Source organism: Flagellimonas lutimaris, assembly GCF_051494225.1.
Lineage (GTDB): Bacteria > Bacteroidota > Bacteroidia > Flavobacteriales > Flavobacteriaceae > Flagellimonas > Flagellimonas lutimaris_A.
Genome location: NZ_JBNPYE010000003.1, coordinates 164,359 through 185,947, shown reverse-complemented (window position 1 = coordinate 185,947; position 21,589 = coordinate 164,359). Strand labels below are relative to the sequence as shown.

Genomic DNA, 21,589 nt, shown 5'->3' with positions numbered 1-21,589 from the left:
CTAAAGGGTTTTGGTTAAAATCCACATGGCCTTTTCACTAGTTTTTACGCGGGGCAGTACTACTTCGCTCTCTCTTTTAATCGTATATCCATTTTTTTGATAGAAATGAACGGGTTTCCCTTTTTGCATGGCATCCAACCAAACAATTTTCTTGTTTAAACCCCTTGCCGTCTCTTCAATAAATTGAAGTATTTGTTTGCCAATACCTTTACCGGAATGTTCCTTAAGCAAATAGATTTTTTCGGCTTTTAACGCATCGGCTTCCGAGATTTCGTCAATCCCGCAATTTTTTACCAGTTTAAGGATGCCAGCCGTTTCCTCGTTCAAGTTGACCAAATAGTTGATTGCATTTGAATCCTTTAGTTCACGTTCCACAACTTCTTTGGTAAGACCATGCGAAATGTAGGGTGTTGGGTCTTCGTTCTCCCATAAATGAAGGTAATGTTCACAATAGGACTTTACACCAACGTCCACATACTTTTCGAGGTTTTTTTCGGTAACGGGTACGAGTGTTATGGTGTTTTTTAGAATAGCAGGGTTCATTCTTCGGTGTGCTAGTTGTTTATCCATTTAATGTTACAGCCCAGACTTGGTTTTTGGTCGGAATCAACTTCTTTACCATCGATAACTGCATCCATGGCATTTTTCAAGTCAGTACCTGTGAGGGGGACTCCATTGCCTGGTCTGGAGTCGTCCAGTTGCCCACGGTAAACCAAGCTCATATCACTATCAAAAAGGTAGAAATCCGGAGTGCAGGCAGCATCATAGGATTTGGCTACCTCTTGAGTTTCGTCATATAAGTAAGGAAAGCTATAGTCTTCTTCCATGGCCTTTTCCTTCATCAAATGCGGGGAATCTTGCGGATAATTTTCTACATCGTTACTGGAAATGGCAACAAAGGCTATACCTTTTTCTTGATATTCCTTTGCCAAGGTAACGATCTTTGGGTTCACATGAATCACAAAGGGGCAATGGTTGCAAATAAACATGATTACCGTCCCTTTATCCCCTTTTATTTTATCCAAAGAGAGCGTTTTGTCGGAAACAGTGTCCAAAAGTTCAAATTCTGGTGCCTTGGTGCCCAAAGGCAGCATATTGCTCGGTGTCCTTGCCATGGCATTTAATTTTCTGTGTTGCTTTTAAGCATATGGTAAAAATAAAAAAACGACCTGCAAAAAATACAGGTCGTTTAATTTTTAAAGGATTTCTTTTAGTTAAATATCGTCAAAACTAACATCTGTAAAATTGCCTCCAGATGCGGAACCATTTTCACTAAAACTATCTTCTTCCTTTTTAAAATCTTTTTGATGGCGTTCGGAGATAACTTCTGTTCCTTTTTCATCAATAATGTAATCCATCATTTCTTCCATAATCTCACGGAAAGCACTAAAATCTTCTTTATAAAGGTAAATTTTGTGCTTTTTGTAGTGGAAAGAACCATCATCGTGAGTAAACTTTTTACTTTCTGTGATGGTTAGGTAGTAATCTCCGGCCTTTGTGCTTCTTACATCAAAAAAGTAGGTTCTTCTCCCTGCTCTTAAGACTTTCGAATAAATCTCTTCCTGATCCATTGTATCTTTCTGGCCCATATGGTATAGTGTATTTAGTACTATGTTGAATTATGTTACCAAAAATGTAAAAAAAAAGCTAATTCAGCAACTTTTTTATGATTCTTTACCAGAGAGTTGGTCGATGTAGAGTTTTTTATAATACCCGTCCGTATTGTTTAATTCTTCGTGGGTACCTTCTTGGATGATTTTTCCATTGTCGAGAACAATGATTTTGTCCGCATTCTTGGCAGATGACACTCTATGGCTCACTATGAGCGTTGTTTTGCTTTCGGAAACCCTTTTTAAATTGTTGAGGATTTCTTCTTCTGTTTCCGTATCCACGGCAGATAGACAATCATCAAAGAGATAGATTTTTGGGTCTTTTAAAAGTGCACGGGCAATGGAAACTCTTTGTTTCTGACCTCCACTTAGGGTAATGCCACGTTCTCCCAAAATGGTATCGTACTTTTTGGCAAAGCCTTCAATGTTTTTATGGACCACCGCTTTTTTGGCCACTTCCACAATATCATCATGCGTGGCATTTTCATTACCAAACCTAATATTGTTTTCTATGGTGTCCGAAAATAGGAAAGCATCCTGAGGTACTGCACCAATAGAGCTCCTTAAACTATCCAGGTTAAGTTGTTGTACGGGAACTCCGTCAACTAAAACCTCACCAGTGGTAGTGTCGTATAACCGTGCCACCAAATCCAATATGGTGGATTTCCCTGCCCCTGTTTTTCCTAAAATGGCAACAGTTTGTCCTGCTTTTATGGTAAAGGAAACGTTGTTTAAGGCGGTTATGTCCGTGTCTTCATAAGTAAACGTCACATTTTTGAACTCAATATCCCCATTAATGGGGGTTGCCGTTTCAACTTTGTTTTGGATGGACGGTTCCTCCTTCAAAAACTCGTTGATACGCTTTTGTGAAGCCTCCGCTCGTTGAACAATCGAAGTAAGCCAGCCCACAACAGCTACGGGCCATGTAAGCATATTTACATAAAGAATGAATTCTGCAATAATCCCAATGGTCTCAATTTCCCCATTGATGTATTGCCGTCCACCGATGTAAATCACAAAGACATTACTGATACCGATCAATAAAATCATTAACGGGAAGAACCAGGCATTCACTTTGGCCAAGGACATGCTGGTGTCCTTTCCTTCTTGTGCCAGATCCCGTAACTCTGTATTTATCCTTGGTTCAATGCTATACGCTTTGATCACCGAAATTCCAGAAAAAGATTCTTGGGTAAAGGTGGAAAGGGTAGACAGGTATTCCTGCACCTTGGTACTTCTTTTATGAATGATCTTACTGATCTGATAAATCAAGACCGATAAAATGGGAAGTGGCAACAAGGTATATGCGGCTAGGGTAGGGGCCTTTATAAACATTAATGGAATCAGGCACACAAAAAGGGTCAAGGTTTGAATACCGTACATAATCGCAGGGCCGCCATATAAGCGAACTTGGTTTACATCCTCACTGATTCGGTTCATTAAATCACCGATCCTGTTTTTTTTGTAAAAATTAAGGCTGAGCGATTGGTAATGGTCAAAAACCTCATTTTTTAAATCGTACTCAATATAGCGGGACACGTTAATGATGGTCTGTCTCATCAAAAAAGTGAACAGTCCTGAAAGAATGGCTGCCCCAACAATAATTAAAATGTACTGAAGTAACATTCCCTTGGCATCAGAAAGGCTAATAACGTTTGATGTAAAATCCTCGACAGCCTGTATGGATTTGTTCACATACGAGGGCATGATCAAGGAAAAAACACGGGCAATAATGGTGATCAATACCCCCAAAAATAGTTTGAGCCAATATTTTTTAAAGTATTTATTTAGGTGTTTTAGTTCCTTCATTCCAGGGAGAGGTGGTTTTTTTAGCGTCGAAATCGGTGGATAATCCCGCAAATATATATCATACCACACAAAGTAAATGTTATAAAACTGATAAGAAAACAACTTTGGTAGGTAAGATTCAAATATAAGATTACTTTTGCGGAGTGAAAGCCAAACAATGACTTTAAAAGTTCTTAAACATGCTTACCAGAAGGCACATTAGAGTAAAAGTAATGCAGTGTATTTATGCATTGGTGCAATCCAAGGACGATTCTTTGCAAAAGCAAGAGAAGTTCCTGCGAGTCAGTATAGAAAATATGTACGTTCTATACCTTTTGATTTTGAGCCTCTTGGCCGAACTCCATCGCTTAGCGGAAAAACATACGAGCCACGCTTCCAAAAAATATGTGGCCACCGAAGAAGACAAATACCCCAATCCTGAAAAGTTTGTGAAAAACCGATTGCTGTTGCAATTGGTGAACAACGAGGTCTTGAAAAACGAGCTCTCCAATCGAAAACTGGACAACTGGTACATGAACGATGAGTATGTAAAGATTATTTACAAGGCGGTAATTTCCAGTGATATTTATAAAGAATATATGTCCAATGGGGAAGACAGTTACACGAACGACCGCAATATGGTTATCCAACTTTTCAAGGAAATTATAGCGCCCAACGAAAAAATATATGATTACTTTGAAGACGATAAACTTACCTGGGTAGATGATTTTCCTATTGTAAATACATTTTTGGTGAAACGATTGAAGAAAGCCAAACCAGATTCTGGAGACCGTTTCTTTTTACCCTCTCTCTTAAAAGATCAGGAGGATATGGATTTTGCCAACGAACTTTTGACCAAGACCTTGCTCAATGATGCCAAATGGGAGAAGGAAATTGAAGGAAAGACGCCCAATTGGGACAACGACCGTATTGCGGAGATAGATTCCATCATTTTAAAAATGGCCATCTGCGAATTGCTCAACTTTTCGTCCATTCCAGAAAAAGTAACCCTTAACGAATATTTGGAGATAGCCAAAGAATATTCAACCCCCAAGAGTAGCATTTTTATCAATGGTGTGTTGGACAAGCTCGCAAAAGAGTATAAATCAGACGGTAGACTCCAAAAAATAGGCAGGGGTTTACAATAAACAATATTTGCTTAATTTTGGGAAAACAAATTTTAATCATGAAAAGAATAACGACAATTTTTAGTTTGATCATGGTAGTGGCCTTGATGGGTGTATCATGTAAAGACAAAGCATCTAAAAAAATAGTTGCTGACAATGTTGAAAGTGCTGTGGATAGAGATGAAGCAGACAAGATGGTTCCTGTAATGTCCTTCGAGAAAGTTGAACACGATTTCGGTACTATCCAAAGGGGAACCCCACAAGAAACTGTATTTACCTTTACTAATACTGGTAATGCCCCGCTTATCATTACAAACGCAAAGAGCAGCTGTGGTTGTACAGTGCCAAACCCTCCCAAAGATCCTATCGCACCAGGAGAAAAAGGTGAGTTGATGGTGAAGTTCAACGGTTCTGGTCAAAACCAGGTTACCAAAACTATCACGGTAACTGCAAATACTGCCAAAGGTTCCGAAATTTTGAGAATCAAAGCATTTGTACAAGCACCAGAAGCAGTACCAGCAGGTCCTGTTAAATAATCAAAATACCTAAATGGAAAACATAGGACAATTTTTACCGCTGATATTGATTTTCGCCGTGGCGTACTTTTTTATGATTCGCCCGCAAGTTAAACGTCAGAAGGATGAGAAAAAATTCGCTTCAGAATTAAAAAAGGGTGATAAAATCATCACCAAAAGTGGTCTTCACGGAAAGATCGTGGAATTGAACGACAAGGATTTCTCTTGTGTTATCGAAACCATGGCCGGCCGTTTAAAGTTTGACCGCTCCGCCATTTCCATGGAAATGAGCAAAAAGATGAATGCTCCCGCTGAAAAAAAGTAAGCGAAAATAACATACAGATAATTAAGACGTCCCTTGGAAGTTAAATTTCAAGGGACGTTTTTTTGTATCTTATTCCAAATTTGAAAAAATATGGGAACAAGAAGACAATTTGTAAAACGTGGTGGATTGTATGTGGCAGGCTTGGGAGCATCAATGGTGTTTCCGACCGAATTATTGGCATCGATTCGTAAAAACATAAGTCCTAACGATAAAATACAGGTTGGTCTTATTGGTTGCAATGGTATGGGCTTTTCTGATTTAAGCTCTATGTTACAAAATAGCGAGGTGGAGGTAGTAGCCCTTTGCGATGTTGATGAAAATGTACTTCGCGAAAAAACAGCCGAACTGGAAAAGGGAGGCATCAAAAAACCAAAGTGGTATTCAGATTACCGAAAACTTCTGGAGGATAAGGATATTGATATTGCCATCATTGGTACACCGGACCATTGGCATTGTTTGCAACTCACCGACGCCATTGATGCGGACAAAGATGTGTATTGTGAAAAACCCATAGCCAATTCTGTTGCTGAGAGCGATGCTATGCTCGCCAAAGTGAACGCAAGCGATAGGATGGTGCAAATTGGCCAATGGCAGCGAAGCGAACCCCATTTTGTGAATGCCATCAACTATGTACATTCTGGTAAACTGGGGCAAATACGTTTGGTAAAAGCATGGGCTTACCAAGGGTGGATGCAATCCGTGCCAGTGGTTCCCAACAGTGCTGTGCCAGCAGGTGTGGATTACGATATGTGGTTGGGCCCTGCGGAAAGCAGGCCATTCAATAAAAACAGGTTTCATTTTAATTTTAGATGGTTCTGGGACTATGCCGGTGGATTAATGACGGATTGGGGTGTTCATTTGATTGATTATGCTCTTTTTGGAATGAAAGCCTCCACACCAAAATCCGTAATGGCCATGGGAGGAAAGTTTGCCTACCCTAATGATGCAGCAGAAACCCCGGATACTTTGCAGACCGTATATGACTTTGGTGAATTTTCCCTACTCTGGGAACACGCTACGGGAATTGATGGTGGTAACTATGGGCGAAACCATGGCATTGCCTTTATTGGAAACAACGGGACCTTGGTACTGGACCGTGGTGGTTGGGAAGTGATTCCAGAGCACGACCGCCCACATTGGAGCCAGGATTTAGGGCCAAAAATAGAAGCTGTACCCTTGCAAGAAGGTATAGGACAAGGTTTGGGATTGCATACACAAAACTTTTTGGAAGCGGTAAAAACAAGGGATAAATCTATACTCAAGGCTCCAATTAAAGTAGGTTACGATGCCGCCATGGTGAGTCATTTGGGCAATGTTGCTTACAAAACGGGGGAACGCCTATTCTGGGATGCGGAAAATAAAAAGTTCAACCATTCCAAAGCTGATGCCTTATTGATGAACGAATACCATAATGGATGGGAGTTTCCTAAGATAGGGTAGGTTGTGTTTCCAAAAAGAAAGAGGGTAGTTTTTGGGATTGCACTTATCGGTTTTGTGTATGGCTCGTTGCGGAAAATCAGCTATGATTTTCCGTCGTAACCGAAAGATAGCAAATTGCAATGAATTCCGATTAGGAATTCAGCCGCAATGAGCTATACACGGTGTTGTGGTGTCGTTTTTATTTTCTCAATTGTTTTGTCAGTCAGTATTTCTAATTCAATTTTTTCAGTTTGATAACTATTTTCAAGTTCCATTCCTGTTTTGGATGAAAAAATATCCCATTTTAAATTCAGGCTATTTCCTAACTCGATAATCAGCTTTCTTAAGTTATGGCCATTTTTTTCCAAATCAGCCATAATCCAATTTTCAATTCCATTTGCGGTTTTTAAGTCATCCGAAAAACTTAAATAGTATTTGGGAATATCATTTTCATAAATCACGATTTCGTTGAATTCTAATTCCAAGAAAGGGAAGAAGCGTTCATTTTCTTTTCCGCTTGATAAATATGATTCCGTTTCTATAATTAGTTTTTCCATTTTAGATTGCTACGAATGATGTTTTAATCAATCCACATTTTTTGGAATATTTCATTCCGATATTTTATTATTGAGTCTACTTGTAATTCCGATGATTTAGTCAATTCAGAATAAATTCGTTTTGACATTGGCAATTGATTTACTGCTTCGATTAGTCTGTTTTCAATCGTTTTCTTTCCATTATAAGATTCGCATAATTTATTTAATAATTCAATCTCCGCATTGTATTTGTTAAATTCATTATCCGCACAATGGTCGTGAGTCCTATAACTGCAATAAGCATTATTGAATACATACCAATCATATTCCACTTTATGGTTCTCGAATCTCATTGTTCGCTCAAAAGCTGGGTCAAATAAGAATAGAAATAGAGTTCCTACTATTATAAATATTGGTATGATTAAAATTAGTTTCTTCATCAAATGCACCACAACGTTTAACGATATGATTCGTTTTTAAATGAATTATATCGACCGATAAGTGAAGTTAAAGATAAAAAATTGGAAATTCCACTGTTAATTGATGAATGCTGCTTATAAATTAACGCATTCTTGAACCTATCGATAGGCATCATTCAAACCAATACCTTGTTTGATTATAGGAAGGATTTTCTCCAATCTTCGTAGTTTGGTTTTCTCTTGTTTGGCCTCCGCAATGTACTCGCTGAACTCTTTTTGTTTGTAAGGAGTGAATTTTTCAAAAGCAGTCATTAATTGGGAATCCTTTTTAAATGCAGATTGCAATGGTTCTGGAATGGCAACCTTTTTGTTTTTCTCGGCTTTAATCTCCAATCCCTTTTTCTGGTTGTCCAAGGCTTCTTGCATGTAGGCCAATACTACTTTCTCGTCTACTTCGTCCAAACTTTGAAACTTCCAATGCCGCATGCCTTTGGTTTTGCCCTCTTGGGCATTTTCCAGCACTTTTTTCGGGTCTTTTAAAAACACACCGTTAAAAAACCATACCCCAAAATGGCTCTTGAACTTACAAATGCCGAATACATTTTTGTTATTTAAAGTATATACGGGAATACTCCATTTAAAATCCTCTTCGGCTTCGGTTTTTAGGGCAATTTCTCTTAGGTTAGAAATTCCCTCCATAAACGGATGTTCATTTTCATAATAAGCCTCTATTTTTTCGGATTTTTCCACAACTACTTAATTTGACTAGCCGTAAGTTCGCAAATTTTCACGATAACCTTCGTCGCTTTCTCCATACTTTCCAAAGGAACATACTCGTATTTGCCGTGGAAATTGTGTCCCCCGGCGAAAATATTGGGGCAGGGCAAGCCCATAAAACTTAATTGCGAACCGTCCGTTCCGCCTCTAATCGGTTTTATAATAGGTTCGATTTGAAGGGATTTCATGGCCTCTTCTGCAATCTCCACAATATGGTACATGGGTTCCACCTTTTCCCGCATGTTTTTATACTGGTCCTCAATGGTCAAGCTGACGTACTCCCCATGTTTTTTGTTGAGTTTTTCCTTGATATCGTTCAATAAATCCTTTCTGGCCTGAAAATGCACCGCATCGTGGTCGCGGATGATGAGTTCTATCTCCGCCTTTTCAATTTCGCCCTTTATTTTGTGTACATGGAAAAAACCTTCCCTTCCCGTTGTGTGTTCGGGAATCTCGCTAGGGGGCAGGTGGGTCAAAAAGTCGTTGGCAATTCCAATTGCGTTTACCATTTTGTTTTTGGCATAGCCCGGGTGCACACTTTTCCCGGTTATGGTGATTGTGGCCTTGGCCGCATTAAAATTTTCATATTCCAGTTCGCCCACTTGGCTACCATCTATGGTGTAGGCCCACTCGGCACCAAACTTTTCCACATCAAATTTATGAGCCCCGCGACCTATTTCTTCATCTGGAGTAAAGGCAATCCGTATTTTCCCATGCTTAATTTCGGGATGGTTGATGAGGTATTCCATGGCCGTGATAATTTCCGCAATACCGGCTTTATCATCGGCGCCCAATAAAGTTGTTCCGTCCGTAGTGATCAACGTTTGGCCTTCGTAAGCTTTTAGATCTTCAAAATAATCGGGAGAGAGGACAATGTTTTTCAACTTGTTCAGCACAATATCTTTCCCATCGTAATTTTCAATGATCTGTGGCTTCACATTTTTACCGGAAAAATCAGGAGATGTGTCAAAATGGGAAACAAAACCAATAATAGGCACCTTTTTTTCCAAATTGCTTGGCAAAGTCGCCATTATATAGGCATTCTCGTCTATCGAGACCTCTTGCATACCAATCTGATGGAGCTCCATTACCAATTTCTTGGCCAAGTCCCATTGCTTTTCCGTACTAGGTGTGGTTTTGGAATAAGGGTCGCTCTGCGTATCCGTAGTCACATATTCCAAAAATCGGGGCAGTAATTTTTCCATGTGATTCGTTTTGTCAAAAATAATGCTTATTCAACCTTAATTTTATAAATAAAAGGCTTTAATAAGTATCTTTCGGAAACCATTAATTACAACCTCAATTGAAAGCGGCAATATTTTTTATTTTTTTGATATCAGGGTATGGTGGGTACTCCCAAATGAATTGCATTTTGGGTGTAGGCGGACGAGATAATGAAACCATTACCAAGGTTTTTGAATTGACAGAAGAACAGAAAGAGAATCTGAAAAATTGGAGTGCGGAACTAAAAGTCAGAAACGAAATTTTTAAAGATAAGGCAGAATACCTGATGAAACAGAACGAGGAAAGTTCCCCTGAAGTGTTGCTAGAGGTGTCGAAAAAATACCAATCTTATATTGATAGCATGGCAAAAAATATCCTTATGATGGATAAAAGGCTGCTAAAAAGCTTTAACCCGACCCAATATGAAAGGTATTTAAAATTATGCCGTCAATTGACCTTGCGTCCTATCCACATTAATAGGTCTGTTGACGAAAATTGACCGAATTGTTAAGAACTGTTTTAAGAGTTGTTATTTTTGTCCAAAATCCATTTTTGAATGTATAAAATTCTTATTCGCCCGGTACTTTTCTTGTTCGATCCAGAAGCCGTGCACCACTTTTCTTTTTGGACCATAAAGTTTTTTTCAAGATTGGGTTTAAGCGGTCTTTTTAGGAAAGCATTTATCTTGAACAACCCAAAATTGGAGCGTGAGGTTTTTGGGGTGAAGTTTAAAAACCCTGTGGGACTTGCCGCAGGTTTTGACAAAAATGCCAAGCTCTACAATGAGCTCTCCGACTTTGGTTTTGGATTTGTGGAAATTGGTACCGTAACACCAAAACCCCAACCGGGAAATCCCAAAAAACGATTGTTCCGATTAAAACAGGACAAGGCCATTATCAACCGGATGGGTTTTAACAATAAAGGTGTTTTTGAGGCGGTGGAACAGTTAAAGAAAAAACATCGGGTTATTGTCGGGGGAAATATTGGCAAGAACAAGGTTACTCCTAACAAAGATGCCATCAAGGATTATCTGATTTGTTTTGAGGCACTCTTTGAGCATGTGGATTACTTTGTGGTCAATGTAAGTTCGCCCAACACGCCAGGACTTCGAGAGCTTCAGGATAGGGAACCTTTGACCAAATTGCTAAAAAAACTAAAAAGTCAAAATAGTAAATTGGCAAAAAGTTTCAATCTCAAGGAAAAGCCAATTTTATTAAAGATTGCTCCAGATTTAACCGATGATCAATTGCTGGACATTATCGAGATCGTTGCCGACACAAAAATTGACGGTGTGATTGCCGCAAATACGACCATAGAAAGAAAAGGGTTAAAATCTCATTTGATTTTATCCGAAGAGAAAGGTGGTCTCAGTGGAAAACCTTTGACCAAAAGAAGTACCGAAGTGATTCGATTTTTAGCTGAAAATAGTAAAAAGGCATTTCCAATTATCGGAGTGGGAGGTATACATTCTCCAGAGGATGCTTTGGAAAAATTAGAGGCGGGAGCCGATTTGGTACAACTTTACACCGGGTTTATTTACGAGGGCCCCGCACTTATCAAGAAAATCAACAAGGCCATTTTGGAGAAAATGGGCTAAAATATATGCATAGCTTATTCTTATTTCTAGAAACCATTAATTATCCCATATTGATTGGTTTTTTCGTGTCTTCACTTGCCTTGGCGATTTCGCCGGGACCAGATAATATTTTTGTGCTGACCCAGAGTATCAGTAATGGTACAAAATATGGATTGGCCACAGTTTTTGGTTTGGTTTCTGGCTGTTTGGTTCATACGACCCTGCTTGCATTTGGGGTTTCGGAAATCATCAAACGGAGCGACTCGCTATTTTTTGCCATCAAGCTTTTTGGAGCTATGTATCTTTTATATTTGGCGTATCAGGTATATCGTAGTGATGCTTCGATACTTTTGAATAAGGAGAACAAACCAGCAAAAACACCAAAGAAGCTTTTTTGGACGGGTTTTACCATGAATGTGCTCAACCCCAAGGTCACTATCTTCTTTTTGGCTTTTTTTCCAGGTTTTTTGTTCAGCGAGAAACTCAATACCTTAATTCAATTTTACACATTGGGCTTACTTTTTATGCTTTCCGCTCTCATCGTTTTTGGCGCAATTGCTATACTGGCAGGAAAGATTTCTAAATATCTGACCAGTCATAAAAAAGCAGGAGTTTATCTAAAATGGGTGCAGATTGTTGTTTTTGTAGGGATTGCTGTTTATCTATTTCTATCGGATAAATAAGTGCTATTTTTACGGACGCCTATGTCAAAAGTAAAACTCATAGAATGTCCTAGGGACGCCATGCAAGGGATAAAAACTTTTATCCCAACCGATGAAAAGGCAAAGTATATCCAAGCCTTGTTGGGCTGTGGTTTTGATACCATTGATTTTGGTAGTTTTGTGTCGCCAAAGGCCATTCCACAGATGCAGGATACCGCAGAGGTTCTGGCGCGGTTGGACCTATCCCGAACCCAAAGTAAACTTTTGGCCATAGTAGCTAACGTTCGGGGCGCGCAAGATGCATGCAAGCATGAGGCGATTGATTATTTGGGCTTTCCTTTTTCGATTTCGGAAAACTTTCAGATGCGGAATACGCATAAGACCATTGACCAATCCGTGGAGACACTCAAGGGGATTTTGGAACTGGCCGATGCTCATGGCAAGGAAGTGGTTACCTACATTTCCATGGGGTTTGGAAACCCTTATGGAGATCCTTGGGATGTAGAAATAGTTGGGAAGTGGACCGAAAAGCTGGCCAAAATGGGAACTAGAATTTTATCACTTTCAGATACTATAGGAAGCTCCACTCCAGAGGTAATAGAGTATCTGTTTTCCAACCTTATTCCAAAGTATCCAGAAATCGAATTTGGGGCTCATTTGCATACAACTCCATCTAAATGGCATGAAAAAGTGGATGCTGCATATAAGGCAGGTTGCCGCCGTTTTGATGGTGCCATACAGGGTTTTGGCGGTTGCCCTATGGCCAAAGATGAACTTACCGGCAATATGCCCACAGAGAAAATGCTTTCCTATTTTACTACAGAAAAAGCCGATACCGGTGTCAATTGGATGGTTTTTGAAGCAGCTTTCAATAAGGCTACCGACCTTTTTTCCGTATATCACTAGTTTTTATTGAACAAAATTCAACTTTAGTGTTAAAAGCTGAAAATTATTTAAATTAAGTCTAAATAAATTTGGATTGAAGAACTGGTGAAAATATATTTGCTGCGCATTTTTAATAAACTATCATGAAAAAATCACTTATCCTTTGTGCTGCTTTAATATCATCATTGGCATTTTCTCAAACCCAGACGGATTCCATTCAATTGGACCCTCAAAAACAAATTAATGCTGCTCAACGTTTGTTGTCAGGTAATTATGCATCGGCGGTAACCGTTGGAGCTTATGGCGAAATGTTGTACAATCAGCCCAATGGACAAAATGGAGAGTTGGATGTACAGCGGTTGGTACTGCTTTTTGGATATAGGTTCGATGACCGTACCCAGTTTGTTACCGAGGTTGAATTTGAGCATGTGGAAGAAGTTTTTGTGGAGCAGGCCTTTGTTAATTATAATGCAGCTCCCAATCTTAATATTCGTGGAGGTTTAATGTTGGTCCCTATGGGAATTATAAATGAGTTCCATGAGCCTACGACCTTTAATGGTACAGAACGACCAACATTGGATAATGTAATTGTCCCCACAACTTGGCGTGAGTTGGGTGTAGGGGTAACAGGCAGGTTTAATTCCATTTCACTGGGGTACCAAGCATACATTTTTAATGGTTTTAAATCTACTGAAGCTGATGGAAATGGTGGTGTAAGTGGCTTGTTGGGTGGTTCCAGTGGTCTTAGAGGCGGTCGACAAAAAGGAATACAATCAACCATTAATACTCCTAACCTTTCAACCAAGTTGGATTACTATGGGATTCCTGGGCTTAGGTTAGGCTTTTCTACTTATTTTGGTCGTACTCAGGCCGAGGACGACGTACAGGAATTTGATGGCGCGGATATTGGATTGGCCATGTTCGGGTTGGATGCTCGATACGCGTACCAAAAATTTACGGCAAGAGGACAATTCATTCATGCTTCACTTTCAGATACAGAGGAATACAATGCGCTTACCAATAGTAACTTGGGCAGTGCTTTGCAGGGTTGGTACTTAGAAGGAGCCTATAACGTTCTTCCTGCAGGGAATAGACAAAAGCTTTTTGCCTTTGCTCGATATGAAACATACAACACCCATGCCGATGTTGCGGGTACTTTAATTGAAAATAAGGCTTACGACCGTACAGATGTCACCACTGGTCTGACCTATCACATCGCCCCTGGTGTAGTTGTAAAGGGAGACTACCAATTTAGAAGCAATGCTGAAGAGGATGGTGATGTTACAGATCGTTTGAATTTTGGAATAGGTGTGTGGTTCTAATAATGACCGGTTTGTTCATCAGTTTTATTAGTAACGAGTCTAAATTAATATATTTGAATTATGAAATGGCTTAAATCCTATACTCTTTTTATCGCCTTGTTCTTCCTTTTTGGTTTTTCAATCCCGAAGGAGGTTAACAAAAGAGTGTTGAAAGAAGTGGAAAAAACTTTTGAAGTATCGGATTTTACCATGGAACCCGTTCAAGTTCCCCATGGTTTGAATGAAGAACTCCCTATCAGAATTTCTGGTAAAAACCTATTTCGTATTATGCAGAATTCCTCCACGCTTTTGGGATATGCTTTTACGGATCAAGCACCAAGTAAGACAGCTAAATTTGATTATTTGGTAGTATTTGATAAAAATGTGAAGATTATCAATACAAAAGTTTTGATTTATCGGGAAGATTATGGGGGCGAAATTGGAAGCAAAAGGTGGCTAAAACAATTCTTGGGGAAAACGGGAGGCGATCATGTAAGTGTAAAAACAAATATAGATGTTATTTCGGGGGCTACCATTTCTGTCAACTCCATGACCAAGTCCATGGATAACTTACTTGCCACGATAGGTATTCTTCAGCAAAAAGGAAAGCTGTAATGGAATACGACGGGGTATTGGGATCGCTTCCTAAAGAGATCAGACTTTTTATCGCAGCTTTTGTGTTTGTTCTCTCGGTGGGATATTTTACGGGATTGCTCTTTATTCAAGAAACTGAATCGACCACTCCAGCAGGAATTGAGAAAAACTATTTGGGCAATGAAGATGATGAGGGGGCCGAAGTAATGAAATTTAAAAAAGGAGAACGTGAAATGCTGACCGTAATCCATACACATGTGCTCTCCATGTCTTTTATTTTTTTTCTACTCGGCGGATTGGTCTGGACAACAAAAGCGCCCAAAAAGCTAAAACTCTTTTTAACCATTGAACCTTTTCTCTCTATTATCTTGACCTTTGGGGGTATTTATATAATGTGGTCGGGGATAAGTTGGTTTAAATATATTGTGGTATTTTCTGGAATTTTAATGACGGCTGCGTACATAGGTTCAGCTTGCTTGGTACTATGGCAGTGTTTTGTTCCTAAGAAATCACAACAACCTTCATAAGGTTAATTTTCGATGAATTGATAGTCGATTTCATCATGGGACAGAAGTTTTGCCTTTTGTTTTTCAAAACGGAGCAAGCTCAATAGTTCTACTATCTCTTCTTTGTCCACTAAAATGATAAAGTGCTTTTTTCCGACAGAAATCGGGATTTTACGTTGCTGGCCCCAATTCTTTAGTTGATTCTCCCAATAAGGAATATCCAATTGCTCTATATACTCCTTCAAAGCTACTAGTTCCCATTCATAGAGCTCAAAACAGAGGTTGTTGTATATCAATTGAAATAATTTGGTTCGATTACAGAATGTTAACACCCCATTTTTAGACCTTCCCATTACATTCAAAAATCTGCACATAAAAAAGATTTGAGTCATAAAGATAATAATTATATAGAATGATTCTAAATAAATAATTAAAATTTCTGACAGGTTCCAAAATGTGATATTGGCACAACGTGGTATTCAAATAAATTAGTGGTATATTTGCACGCAATTAATCCGTAATTGCAATGGAAGCTCACCAAAACAAAATTGTTGGAGAAGGACTTACATACGACGACGTCCTTCTTGTGCCAGCATACTCCGAAGTACTTCCCCGAGAAGTAAACATCCAGTCAAAATTTACCAAGAACATTACTATCAATGTGCCCATTGTTTCTGCGGCCATGGATACGGTAACCGAATCCCGTATGGCTATTGCCATGGCAAGGGAGGGAGGTATTGGTGTTCTTCATAAAAACATGACGATTGAACAGCAGGCGCTCAAGGTAAGAAAAGTAAAACGTGCCGAGAGTGGAATGATCATGGACCCTGTGACCCTTCCATTAGAATCTGTTGTGCGTGATGCCAAGGCTAACATGAGGGAGCATAGTATCGGAGGGATTCCCATTGTGGATGATAAAAACAAGTTGATCGGGATAGTTACCAATCGTGACCTTCGTTTTGAAAAGAATGATGATAGACCGATAGCGGATGTAATGACATCGGAAAATTTAGTGACAGTTGGAGAAGGTACTTCTTTGCAGCAGGCTGAGGTGATCCTACAAGAAAATAAGATTGAAAAGCTACCAGTAATCAACGATAAGGACGAACTAGTTGGTTTGATTACCTTCAGGGATATTACCAAACTTACCCAAAAACCTATTGCAAATAAAGACCAATATGGACGTTTACGGGTAGCTGCGGCCATCGGAGTTACCGCCGACGCCGTTGATCGCGCAGGCGCTTTGGTCAAAGCAGGTGTGGATGCCATTATTATTGATACAGCCCACGGTCACACCAAAGGCGTCGTAGGTGTTTTAAAAGAAGTAAAGAAATCATTTCCAGAATTGGAAGTAGTAGTAGGTAATATTGCTACCGCAGAAGCTGCAAAGTATCTGGTAGAGGCCGGTGCCGATGCTGTTAAGGTGGGTATTGGGCCTGGCTCCATTTGCACCACACGTGTTGTGGCCGGGGTTGGATTCCCACAGTTTTCCGCTGTTTTAGAAGTGTCTGCTGCTTTAAAAGGAACCGGTGTTCCTGTAATTGCTGATGGAGGAATCCGATATACAGGTGACATCCCAAAAGCATTGGCCGCCGGAGCCGATACCGTAATGTTAGGGTCGTTGTTGGCCGGTACCAAGGAATCTCCAGGAGAGACCATTATTTATGAAGGCCGTAAGTTTAAGTCCTATCGTGGAATGGGTTCTGTAGAAGCTATGAAAAAAGGAAGTAAGGACCGCTATTTCCAAGATGTTGAGGATGATATCAAAAAGTTGGTTCCAGAAGGTATTGTAGGTCGTGTGCCTTACAAAGGCGAATTGGTGGAAAGTATGCACCAATTTATTGGCGGTCTACGTGCAGGCATGGGGTATTGTGGTGCAGGGAATATCGAAGCATTGAAGAACAACGCCCGGTTTGTGAAAATTACTGCGAGCGGAATACACGAAAGTCACCCACATAATGTGACCATTACCAAAGAAAGTCCGAATTATAGTAGGTAGTAAAAAGATTTTATTATTTATCTAAAACGAGGCCTTTTTCTGACAAAGGTTGTTTATACTTGTATAATATTTAACCTTACTTATACTATGCTCAGAAAAGTTATACTTTCCGTTTTTGCGCTATTTCTTTTATTTTCTTGTAGTGGTGATTCTGACAATGGCGAGGAATCAATTGAAATAAACTTACCATCTATAAGTACGATCACCGCCAGTTCCATTACTAGCACTTCTGTCGAGGTAGGAGGTGACGTCACGAATGATGGTGGAGGAACAGTTACGGCAAGAGGTATTGCTTGGGGCCTAACCCCAAACCCTACTATTTCTGGAAATAAAACCACCAATGGAACAGGTGAAGGTGGGTTTAGTGCCACTTTATCTGGTCTCGATAGGGCGACGCAATATTACTTTAGGGCATACGCAACCAATTCTAAAGGAGTTGCTTATGGAAATGAAATGACCTTTACCACCAACATGTCTTTGGCAGTTCTCTCTACCAAAGAAGTGACCGATATAACTGAGAGTTCTGCGATAAGTGGAGGTGTTATTTCTGATGATGGTGGGACTGATATTATTTCCAAAGGTATATGTTGGGGCACAAATGCCAATCCAACGATAGAAGACGATATAACTGAAGATGGACAAGGTTCGGATGAGTTTGTTAGTGAATTAAGTGGACTGTCGCCTAATACAGCGTATTTTGTTAGAGCTTATGTGGTGAATTCTGAGGGGGTTTCGTATGGCGATGAAATTACATTTACAACAAACCCGGAATTAGCATCCTTAACCACTAAAGAAGTGACTGAATTAGGTCAAATCTCGGCAATTAGTGGAGGAGAAGTTACTGCAAATGGCGGTGCTGAAGTTACGGTTAGGGGTATTTGTTGGAGTACTGATCCGAATCCTACCGTTGATGATAGCAATGTGGCCAAAGGTGCAGGATTGGGTGAATATGAGATAACCATGATGGAATTGGTGCCTGATACACAATATTATGTAAGGGCATATGCTACTAATGCTGCAGGGACTTCTTATGGTCAAGAAATCTCCTTTACAACGTTAGAGGTTAGTACAGTTTACGATGGAGATGTTGTTTTGTTGACCCAACAAGAGGTTGATGATTTTGGTTCCAATAATTTCCTGGAAATCACAGGGAGTTTGACAATCGGTGATAATACTGGAATCATCTCGGATATTACCAATTTGGATGCATTGAGTTCTTTGGAAACCTTGGGCAATTATCTTGCAATTTATAACAACGATCAACTAGAAAATTTGAACGGTTTGTCCGGTATTACATCAATTGGAGGGGATTTATTGGTGGGAATGAATGACCTATTTACTGAAATTGATGGATTGAGCAACATAACTACTATCGGTGGAGCACTTGAAATATACAGCAATGATTTATTGCAAAACATTCAGGGAATATCAAATGTGACATCCCTTGGAGGTGGGGCAATAATAAGAAGAAATGAAGCACTCATTAGTTTAGAAGGTTTTCCCGACTTAACAGAAATCAATGGCAACATTACGATACAAGAAAATGCAATCACGGATTTGATTGGTCTTCAAAATTTAAGGAGTGTTGTTGGAGATTTTTCAATTAGTAACGAGGTTATGTTACAAGATTTGGCAGCTATACAAAATTTAGAATCTATTCAAGGGTATTTTGGTATTACTGGCACTGCTATTGCAGAAATTAATGGATTTAATAGTTTAACCTCGGTGTCAGGACAACTCCGGATAGCGCAAAACAGCCAAATTACTTCCATTCAGGGGTTTTCAATCCTTGCAACGAGCGGCGGTGTTCAAATAACAAACAATGATTTATTAGTTTCCATTTCAGGGTTTGATTTGTTGACAAAAATTACTGGTGATTTAAGCCTCAACATAAATGGTTCTTTAAGTACAATAAGCGCTTTAAATGGGCTTACTATTGTTGAAGGCAATATTTCTTTTAGTTCAAACAGTTTTGCGGACATAGGTTTCTTGAACAACTTGACCTTGGTAGATGGAAATGTTTTTATTGCAAACTCTTCCACGCTCATATCGCTATCAGGTTTGGAAATTTTGGAACAAATAGGAGGGGGTTTAACAATAAGCAATACACAAATTGATTCAATATTGGATGGTTTAGCTGGTCTTATTACTGTTGGTGGAAGTATAAGTATAAAGGACAATACCGACTTACTTAGTGTTGGTTTTGTAAATCTAGCAAATGTCCTTGGGGATATTCAAATCTCCAATAATACTAGTCTTAACGATTATTGTGAACTCCAAGCCTTTTTGGTTAATGGTGGGCTGGGAGGTACATTTAACGCTACGGGAAATGCATACAATCCAACAGCGCAAAACATTATAGACGGAAATTGTAGTAATTAATTGGAAAAAGAATTACTTCCCAGCGTAGCTTTCCCAATCTTTGTCCTTATAGATGTTCTCACCAAAGTACTTGGCGATCTGCATAAAAGGTTCTACCTGTTGATATCCAGGAACAGGCGAAAGCATATTCAATTGTTCATCCAAGAAAACAACGGTAGGGTAACTCATGCGACCCTGTAACAAAGCAGCGGCCAATTCGTGGTAACCTCTTCTTCCAGATGGCACAAATTTGAATGTTTTACCTTGGTATTCAATCGGGTCTTTGCCTTCCGCATCCATTTTTACCATATAGAAGTTGTCTTGCATGTATTTGGATACTTCTGGATTTTGAAAGGTGTTTTTATCCATCTTTTTGCACCATCCGCACCAATCTGTGTATACGTCAACAAAGATTTTTTTGGGTTGTGCATCCGTTTGGGAAAGTTGAACGGCCTCTTCCCAAGATATCCAATTAATATCTTGAGCTTGGGCGTTAAAGCCCATAAATATTAGAAAAAGTAAGCTGATTTGGGTAAAAATTGTGCGCATAGTCTTAGTTTTCGACGTAATTGTCGTCATATCAATACAAAACTAACGAAAATTATGCCAAAAAAGTATGGGCTTTAACAGTCTGATAAGGGTATATCCTACTTTACGGACAGTTTCTTCGGAACCTCAAAAAGTTCCTTATTATCCACTTGGTTATGAAGGATATCATCAAAAGTTTCCCTTTTTCTGATTAAATGAGCTTTTCCTTGATACCATAATACCTCTGCTGGTCTGTATCTGGAATTGTAATTGCTGGCCATGGTAAAGCAATAGGCACCGGCATTTTTAAAGCAGAGCACATCTCCTTCAGATATTTCGTTGATTCTACGGTTGCTTCCAAAAGTATCCGTTTCACAAATGTATCCAACAACCGAATAATAGCGCTCCTTTCCTTTTGGATTGGATATGTTGATGATTTGATGATTTGATCCATACAGCATGGGTCGAATCAAATGGTTGAAACCGGAATCCACACTGGCAAAAACGGTCGATGTAGTTTGTTTTACGACGTTTACTTTGGCTAAAAAGCAACCCGCTTCGCTCACCAAAAATTTTCCTGGCTCAAAGGCAAGAGTGAGTTCTCTCCCATATTCCTTGCAGAATTCGTTAAATCTTTTGGTTAATTTTTTCCCCAATTCATCTACATTGGTTTGGATGTCACCTTCTTTGTAAGGTACTTTAAAACCACTTCCAAAATCAATGAACTCCAAATCTTTAAAGTTACTGGCAGTTTCAAATAGAATTTCAGACGCATAGAGGAAAACATCAATATCTAAAATGTCACTACCTGTGTGCATGTGGATACCATTGATGTTCATATTGGTCAATTCCACAATACGCAATAAATGAGGGATTTGATGTATGCTGATACCAAATTTTGAATCGATATGCCCGACAGAGATTTTGGAATTCCCGCCAGCCATCACGTGTGGGTTGATTCGGATACATACAGGAATGTCGGGATGCTTACTGCCGAATTGCTCCAAAATGGAGAGGTTGTCAATATTTACTTGAACACCAAGAGCGGCTGCCTCTTCGATTTCTTCCAAAGAAACCCCATTAGGTGTAAAAATGATAGATTCTGGCTTGAAACCAGCCAACAGTCCCAATTTTACCTCTTGAATGGATACGGTATCCAACCCACTGCCCAAACTGTTCAACAATCTTAGGATACTAATATTGGACAGTGCTTTGGCCGCATAGTTTAGTTTAAGACTGGAAACACCCTTAAAAGCATTGGTAAGCTTTTTGTATTGAGAGGTGATCTTGTCGGCATCATAAACATAAAGTGGTGCGCCAAATTGTTCTGTAAGCTGAAGTAAATCCTTAGAGTTCATGTTAAACAAATATTTTCAGCAAAACTAGGTTTTGTTAACATTAAACACAAGAAATTTAAATTTTTTTATTAAAATATAA

General features: G+C 39.3%; 23 protein-coding genes. 13 read left to right on the top strand and 10 right to left on the bottom strand.

The genetic code is table 11. The features are described from left to right. The 4 genes from ACQQ5U_RS09135 to ACQQ5U_RS09120 all read right to left on the bottom strand — a co-directional run bounded on the left by ACQQ5U_RS09135 (position 1) and on the right by ACQQ5U_RS09120 (position 3,419). Complete coding sequence (locus ACQQ5U_RS09135) at positions 1-570, bottom strand: GNAT family N-acetyltransferase (RefSeq protein WP_437396925.1); 570 nt, start codon at positions 568-570, stop codon at positions 1-3. Further along, positions 555-1,115, bottom strand: coding sequence for a thioredoxin family protein (locus ACQQ5U_RS09130; RefSeq protein WP_437396923.1), 561 nt, complete (start codon positions 1,113-1,115; stop codon positions 555-557). Before ACQQ5U_RS09130 ends, ACQQ5U_RS09135 begins: the two co-directional genes overlap by 16 nt. Before the next feature lie 99 nt (positions 1,116-1,214). Continuing rightward, positions 1,215-1,589 carry a PUR family DNA/RNA-binding protein gene (locus tag ACQQ5U_RS09125; RefSeq protein ID WP_437396921.1) on the bottom strand — a complete coding sequence of 125 codons (375 nt, stop codon included), beginning with the start codon at positions 1,587-1,589 and terminating at the stop codon, positions 1,215-1,217. A 75-nt stretch (positions 1,590-1,664) separates the two neighbouring features. Continuing rightward, the gene (locus ACQQ5U_RS09120; protein WP_437396919.1) at positions 1,665-3,419 is read right to left on the bottom strand and encodes an ABC transporter ATP-binding protein; all 1,755 of its coding nucleotides are present in this window, start codon (positions 3,417-3,419) and stop codon (positions 1,665-1,667) included. Between the two features lie 179 nt (positions 3,420-3,598). Between ACQQ5U_RS09120 and nusB the strand changes: the two genes are divergently transcribed. The 4 genes from nusB to ACQQ5U_RS09100 all read left to right on the top strand — a co-directional run bounded on the left by nusB (position 3,599) and on the right by ACQQ5U_RS09100 (position 6,805). After that, positions 3,599-4,546, top strand: coding sequence for a transcription antitermination factor NusB (gene nusB, locus ACQQ5U_RS09115; protein ID WP_437396918.1), 948 nt, complete (start codon positions 3,599-3,601; stop codon positions 4,544-4,546). Positions 4,547-4,584: 38 nt separating this feature from the next. Next, positions 4,585-5,061, top strand: a complete 477-nt coding sequence (locus tag ACQQ5U_RS09110; protein WP_437396916.1) for a DUF1573 domain-containing protein — start codon at positions 4,585-4,587, stop codon at positions 5,059-5,061. Positions 5,062-5,074: 13 nt separating this feature from the next. Further along, the gene (yajC, locus tag ACQQ5U_RS09105; protein ID WP_437396915.1) at positions 5,075-5,365 is read left to right on the top strand and encodes a preprotein translocase subunit YajC; all 291 of its coding nucleotides are present in this window, start codon (positions 5,075-5,077) and stop codon (positions 5,363-5,365) included. Positions 5,366-5,455: 90 nt separating this feature from the next. Continuing rightward, positions 5,456-6,805: a Gfo/Idh/MocA family protein gene (locus ACQQ5U_RS09100; RefSeq protein WP_437396913.1), complete on the top strand. Its 1,350-nt coding sequence runs from the start codon at positions 5,456-5,458 to the stop codon at positions 6,803-6,805. A gap of 152 nt (positions 6,806-6,957) precedes the next feature. Here ACQQ5U_RS09100 and ACQQ5U_RS09095 read toward each other — a convergent pair whose 3' ends face one another. From ACQQ5U_RS09095 to pepT, 3 genes are all read right to left on the bottom strand, one after another. Next, entirely contained in the window at positions 6,958-7,341 is a 384-nt protein-coding gene (locus tag ACQQ5U_RS09095; RefSeq protein WP_437396911.1) for a hypothetical protein, read from the bottom strand. A 557-nt stretch (positions 7,342-7,898) separates the two neighbouring features. Continuing rightward, entirely contained in the window at positions 7,899-8,489 is a 591-nt protein-coding gene (locus tag ACQQ5U_RS09090) for a YdeI/OmpD-associated family protein (RefSeq protein ID WP_437396909.1), read from the bottom strand. Positions 8,490-8,491: 2 nt separating this feature from the next. Continuing rightward, positions 8,492-9,721, bottom strand: a complete 1,230-nt coding sequence (gene pepT / locus ACQQ5U_RS09085) for a peptidase T (protein WP_437396907.1) — start codon at positions 9,719-9,721, stop codon at positions 8,492-8,494. A gap of 98 nt (positions 9,722-9,819) precedes the next feature. Here pepT and ACQQ5U_RS09080 point away from each other — a divergent pair, with 98 nt between their 5' ends. The 7 genes from ACQQ5U_RS09080 (at position 9,820) to ACQQ5U_RS09050 (ending at position 15,285) form a co-directional block, all read left to right on the top strand. After that, positions 9,820-10,239: a hypothetical protein gene (locus ACQQ5U_RS09080; protein WP_437396905.1), complete on the top strand. Its 420-nt coding sequence runs from the start codon at positions 9,820-9,822 to the stop codon at positions 10,237-10,239. A 57-nt stretch (positions 10,240-10,296) separates the two neighbouring features. Continuing rightward, complete coding sequence (locus tag ACQQ5U_RS09075; RefSeq protein ID WP_437396904.1) at positions 10,297-11,337, top strand: quinone-dependent dihydroorotate dehydrogenase; 1,041 nt, start codon at positions 10,297-10,299, stop codon at positions 11,335-11,337. A 5-nt stretch (positions 11,338-11,342) separates the two neighbouring features. Then, positions 11,343-11,999, top strand: coding sequence for a LysE family translocator (locus ACQQ5U_RS09070; RefSeq protein ID WP_437396902.1), 657 nt, complete (start codon positions 11,343-11,345; stop codon positions 11,997-11,999). 21 nt (positions 12,000-12,020) lie between these two features. Then, positions 12,021-12,884, top strand: a complete 864-nt coding sequence (locus tag ACQQ5U_RS09065) for a hydroxymethylglutaryl-CoA lyase (protein WP_437396901.1) — start codon at positions 12,021-12,023, stop codon at positions 12,882-12,884. 122 nt (positions 12,885-13,006) lie between these two features. Next, the gene (locus ACQQ5U_RS09060; protein WP_437396899.1) at positions 13,007-14,185 is read left to right on the top strand and encodes a hypothetical protein; all 1,179 of its coding nucleotides are present in this window, start codon (positions 13,007-13,009) and stop codon (positions 14,183-14,185) included. Positions 14,186-14,245: 60 nt separating this feature from the next. Continuing rightward, positions 14,246-14,779, top strand: coding sequence for an FMN-binding protein (locus tag ACQQ5U_RS09055; RefSeq protein WP_437396897.1), 534 nt, complete (start codon positions 14,246-14,248; stop codon positions 14,777-14,779). Continuing rightward, positions 14,779-15,285 carry a hypothetical protein gene (locus ACQQ5U_RS09050; RefSeq protein WP_437396896.1) on the top strand — a complete coding sequence of 169 codons (507 nt, stop codon included), beginning with the start codon at positions 14,779-14,781 and terminating at the stop codon, positions 15,283-15,285. The genes ACQQ5U_RS09055 and ACQQ5U_RS09050 overlap by 1 nt, the downstream gene beginning before the upstream one ends. 2 nt (positions 15,286-15,287) lie before the next feature. Here the strand turns inward: ACQQ5U_RS09050 and ACQQ5U_RS09045 are convergent, their stop codons facing one another. Beyond that, positions 15,288-15,638 (bottom strand): DUF6686 family protein, encoded by a 351-nt coding sequence (locus ACQQ5U_RS09045; protein WP_437396894.1) that lies wholly within the window; start codon positions 15,636-15,638, stop codon positions 15,288-15,290. Between the two features lie 152 nt (positions 15,639-15,790). Here ACQQ5U_RS09045 and guaB point away from each other — a divergent pair, with 152 nt between their 5' ends. Then, positions 15,791-17,263, top strand: coding sequence for an IMP dehydrogenase (guaB, locus tag ACQQ5U_RS09040; protein WP_437396892.1), 1,473 nt, complete (start codon positions 15,791-15,793; stop codon positions 17,261-17,263). A gap of 87 nt (positions 17,264-17,350) precedes the next feature. Next, positions 17,351-19,645 carry a hypothetical protein gene (locus ACQQ5U_RS09035; protein WP_437396890.1) on the top strand — a complete coding sequence of 765 codons (2,295 nt, stop codon included), beginning with the start codon at positions 17,351-17,353 and terminating at the stop codon, positions 19,643-19,645. A gap of 12 nt (positions 19,646-19,657) precedes the next feature. On the opposite strand, the gene ACQQ5U_RS09030 is transcribed toward ACQQ5U_RS09035, so the two are convergent. Both ACQQ5U_RS09030 and lysA read right to left on the bottom strand, forming a co-directional pair. Further along, the gene (locus ACQQ5U_RS09030; RefSeq protein WP_119608430.1) at positions 19,658-20,173 is read right to left on the bottom strand and encodes a thioredoxin family protein; all 516 of its coding nucleotides are present in this window, start codon (positions 20,171-20,173) and stop codon (positions 19,658-19,660) included. A gap of 98 nt (positions 20,174-20,271) precedes the next feature. Beyond that, positions 20,272-21,510 carry a diaminopimelate decarboxylase gene (gene lysA / locus ACQQ5U_RS09025; RefSeq protein ID WP_437396888.1) on the bottom strand — a complete coding sequence of 413 codons (1,239 nt, stop codon included), beginning with the start codon at positions 21,508-21,510 and terminating at the stop codon, positions 20,272-20,274. Positions 21,511-21,589: the final 79 nt, after the last annotated feature.

What these genes read in the sequence shown, in the direction of transcription:
- ACQQ5U_RS09135 (WP_437396925.1), bottom strand. Translation starts at nt 570, where the DNA reads ATGGATAAACAACTAGCACACCGAAGAATGAACCCTGCTATTCTAAAA.
- ACQQ5U_RS09130 (WP_437396923.1), bottom strand. Translation starts at nt 1,115, where the DNA reads ATGGCAAGGACACCGAGCAATATGCTGCCTTTGGGCACCAAGGCACCA.
- ACQQ5U_RS09125 (WP_437396921.1), bottom strand. Translation starts at nt 1,589, where the DNA reads ATGGGCCAGAAAGATACAATGGATCAGGAAGAGATTTATTCGAAAGTC.
- ACQQ5U_RS09120 (WP_437396919.1), bottom strand. Translation starts at nt 3,419, where the DNA reads ATGAAGGAACTAAAACACCTAAATAAATACTTTAAAAAATATTGGCTC.
- nusB (WP_437396918.1), top strand. Translation starts at nt 3,599, where the DNA reads ATGCTTACCAGAAGGCACATTAGAGTAAAAGTAATGCAGTGTATTTAT.
- ACQQ5U_RS09110 (WP_437396916.1), top strand. Translation starts at nt 4,585, where the DNA reads ATGAAAAGAATAACGACAATTTTTAGTTTGATCATGGTAGTGGCCTTG.
- yajC (WP_437396915.1), top strand. Translation starts at nt 5,075, where the DNA reads ATGGAAAACATAGGACAATTTTTACCGCTGATATTGATTTTCGCCGTG.
- ACQQ5U_RS09100 (WP_437396913.1), top strand. Translation starts at nt 5,456, where the DNA reads ATGGGAACAAGAAGACAATTTGTAAAACGTGGTGGATTGTATGTGGCA.
- ACQQ5U_RS09095 (WP_437396911.1), bottom strand. Translation starts at nt 7,341, where the DNA reads ATGGAAAAACTAATTATAGAAACGGAATCATATTTATCAAGCGGAAAA.
- pepT (WP_437396907.1), bottom strand. Translation starts at nt 9,721, where the DNA reads ATGGAAAAATTACTGCCCCGATTTTTGGAATATGTGACTACGGATACG.
- ACQQ5U_RS09075 (WP_437396904.1), top strand. Translation starts at nt 10,297, where the DNA reads ATGTATAAAATTCTTATTCGCCCGGTACTTTTCTTGTTCGATCCAGAA.
- ACQQ5U_RS09070 (WP_437396902.1), top strand. Translation starts at nt 11,343, where the DNA reads ATGCATAGCTTATTCTTATTTCTAGAAACCATTAATTATCCCATATTG.
- ACQQ5U_RS09065 (WP_437396901.1), top strand. Translation starts at nt 12,021, where the DNA reads ATGTCAAAAGTAAAACTCATAGAATGTCCTAGGGACGCCATGCAAGGG.
- ACQQ5U_RS09060 (WP_437396899.1), top strand. Translation starts at nt 13,007, where the DNA reads ATGAAAAAATCACTTATCCTTTGTGCTGCTTTAATATCATCATTGGCA.
- ACQQ5U_RS09055 (WP_437396897.1), top strand. Translation starts at nt 14,246, where the DNA reads ATGAAATGGCTTAAATCCTATACTCTTTTTATCGCCTTGTTCTTCCTT.
- ACQQ5U_RS09050 (WP_437396896.1), top strand. Translation starts at nt 14,779, where the DNA reads ATGGAATACGACGGGGTATTGGGATCGCTTCCTAAAGAGATCAGACTT.
- ACQQ5U_RS09045 (WP_437396894.1), bottom strand. Translation starts at nt 15,638, where the DNA reads ATGTGCAGATTTTTGAATGTAATGGGAAGGTCTAAAAATGGGGTGTTA.
- guaB (WP_437396892.1), top strand. Translation starts at nt 15,791, where the DNA reads ATGGAAGCTCACCAAAACAAAATTGTTGGAGAAGGACTTACATACGAC.
- ACQQ5U_RS09035 (WP_437396890.1), top strand. Translation starts at nt 17,351, where the DNA reads ATGCTCAGAAAAGTTATACTTTCCGTTTTTGCGCTATTTCTTTTATTT.
- ACQQ5U_RS09030 (WP_119608430.1), bottom strand. Translation starts at nt 20,173, where the DNA reads ATGCGCACAATTTTTACCCAAATCAGCTTACTTTTTCTAATATTTATG.
- lysA (WP_437396888.1), bottom strand. Translation starts at nt 21,510, where the DNA reads ATGAACTCTAAGGATTTACTTCAGCTTACAGAACAATTTGGCGCACCA.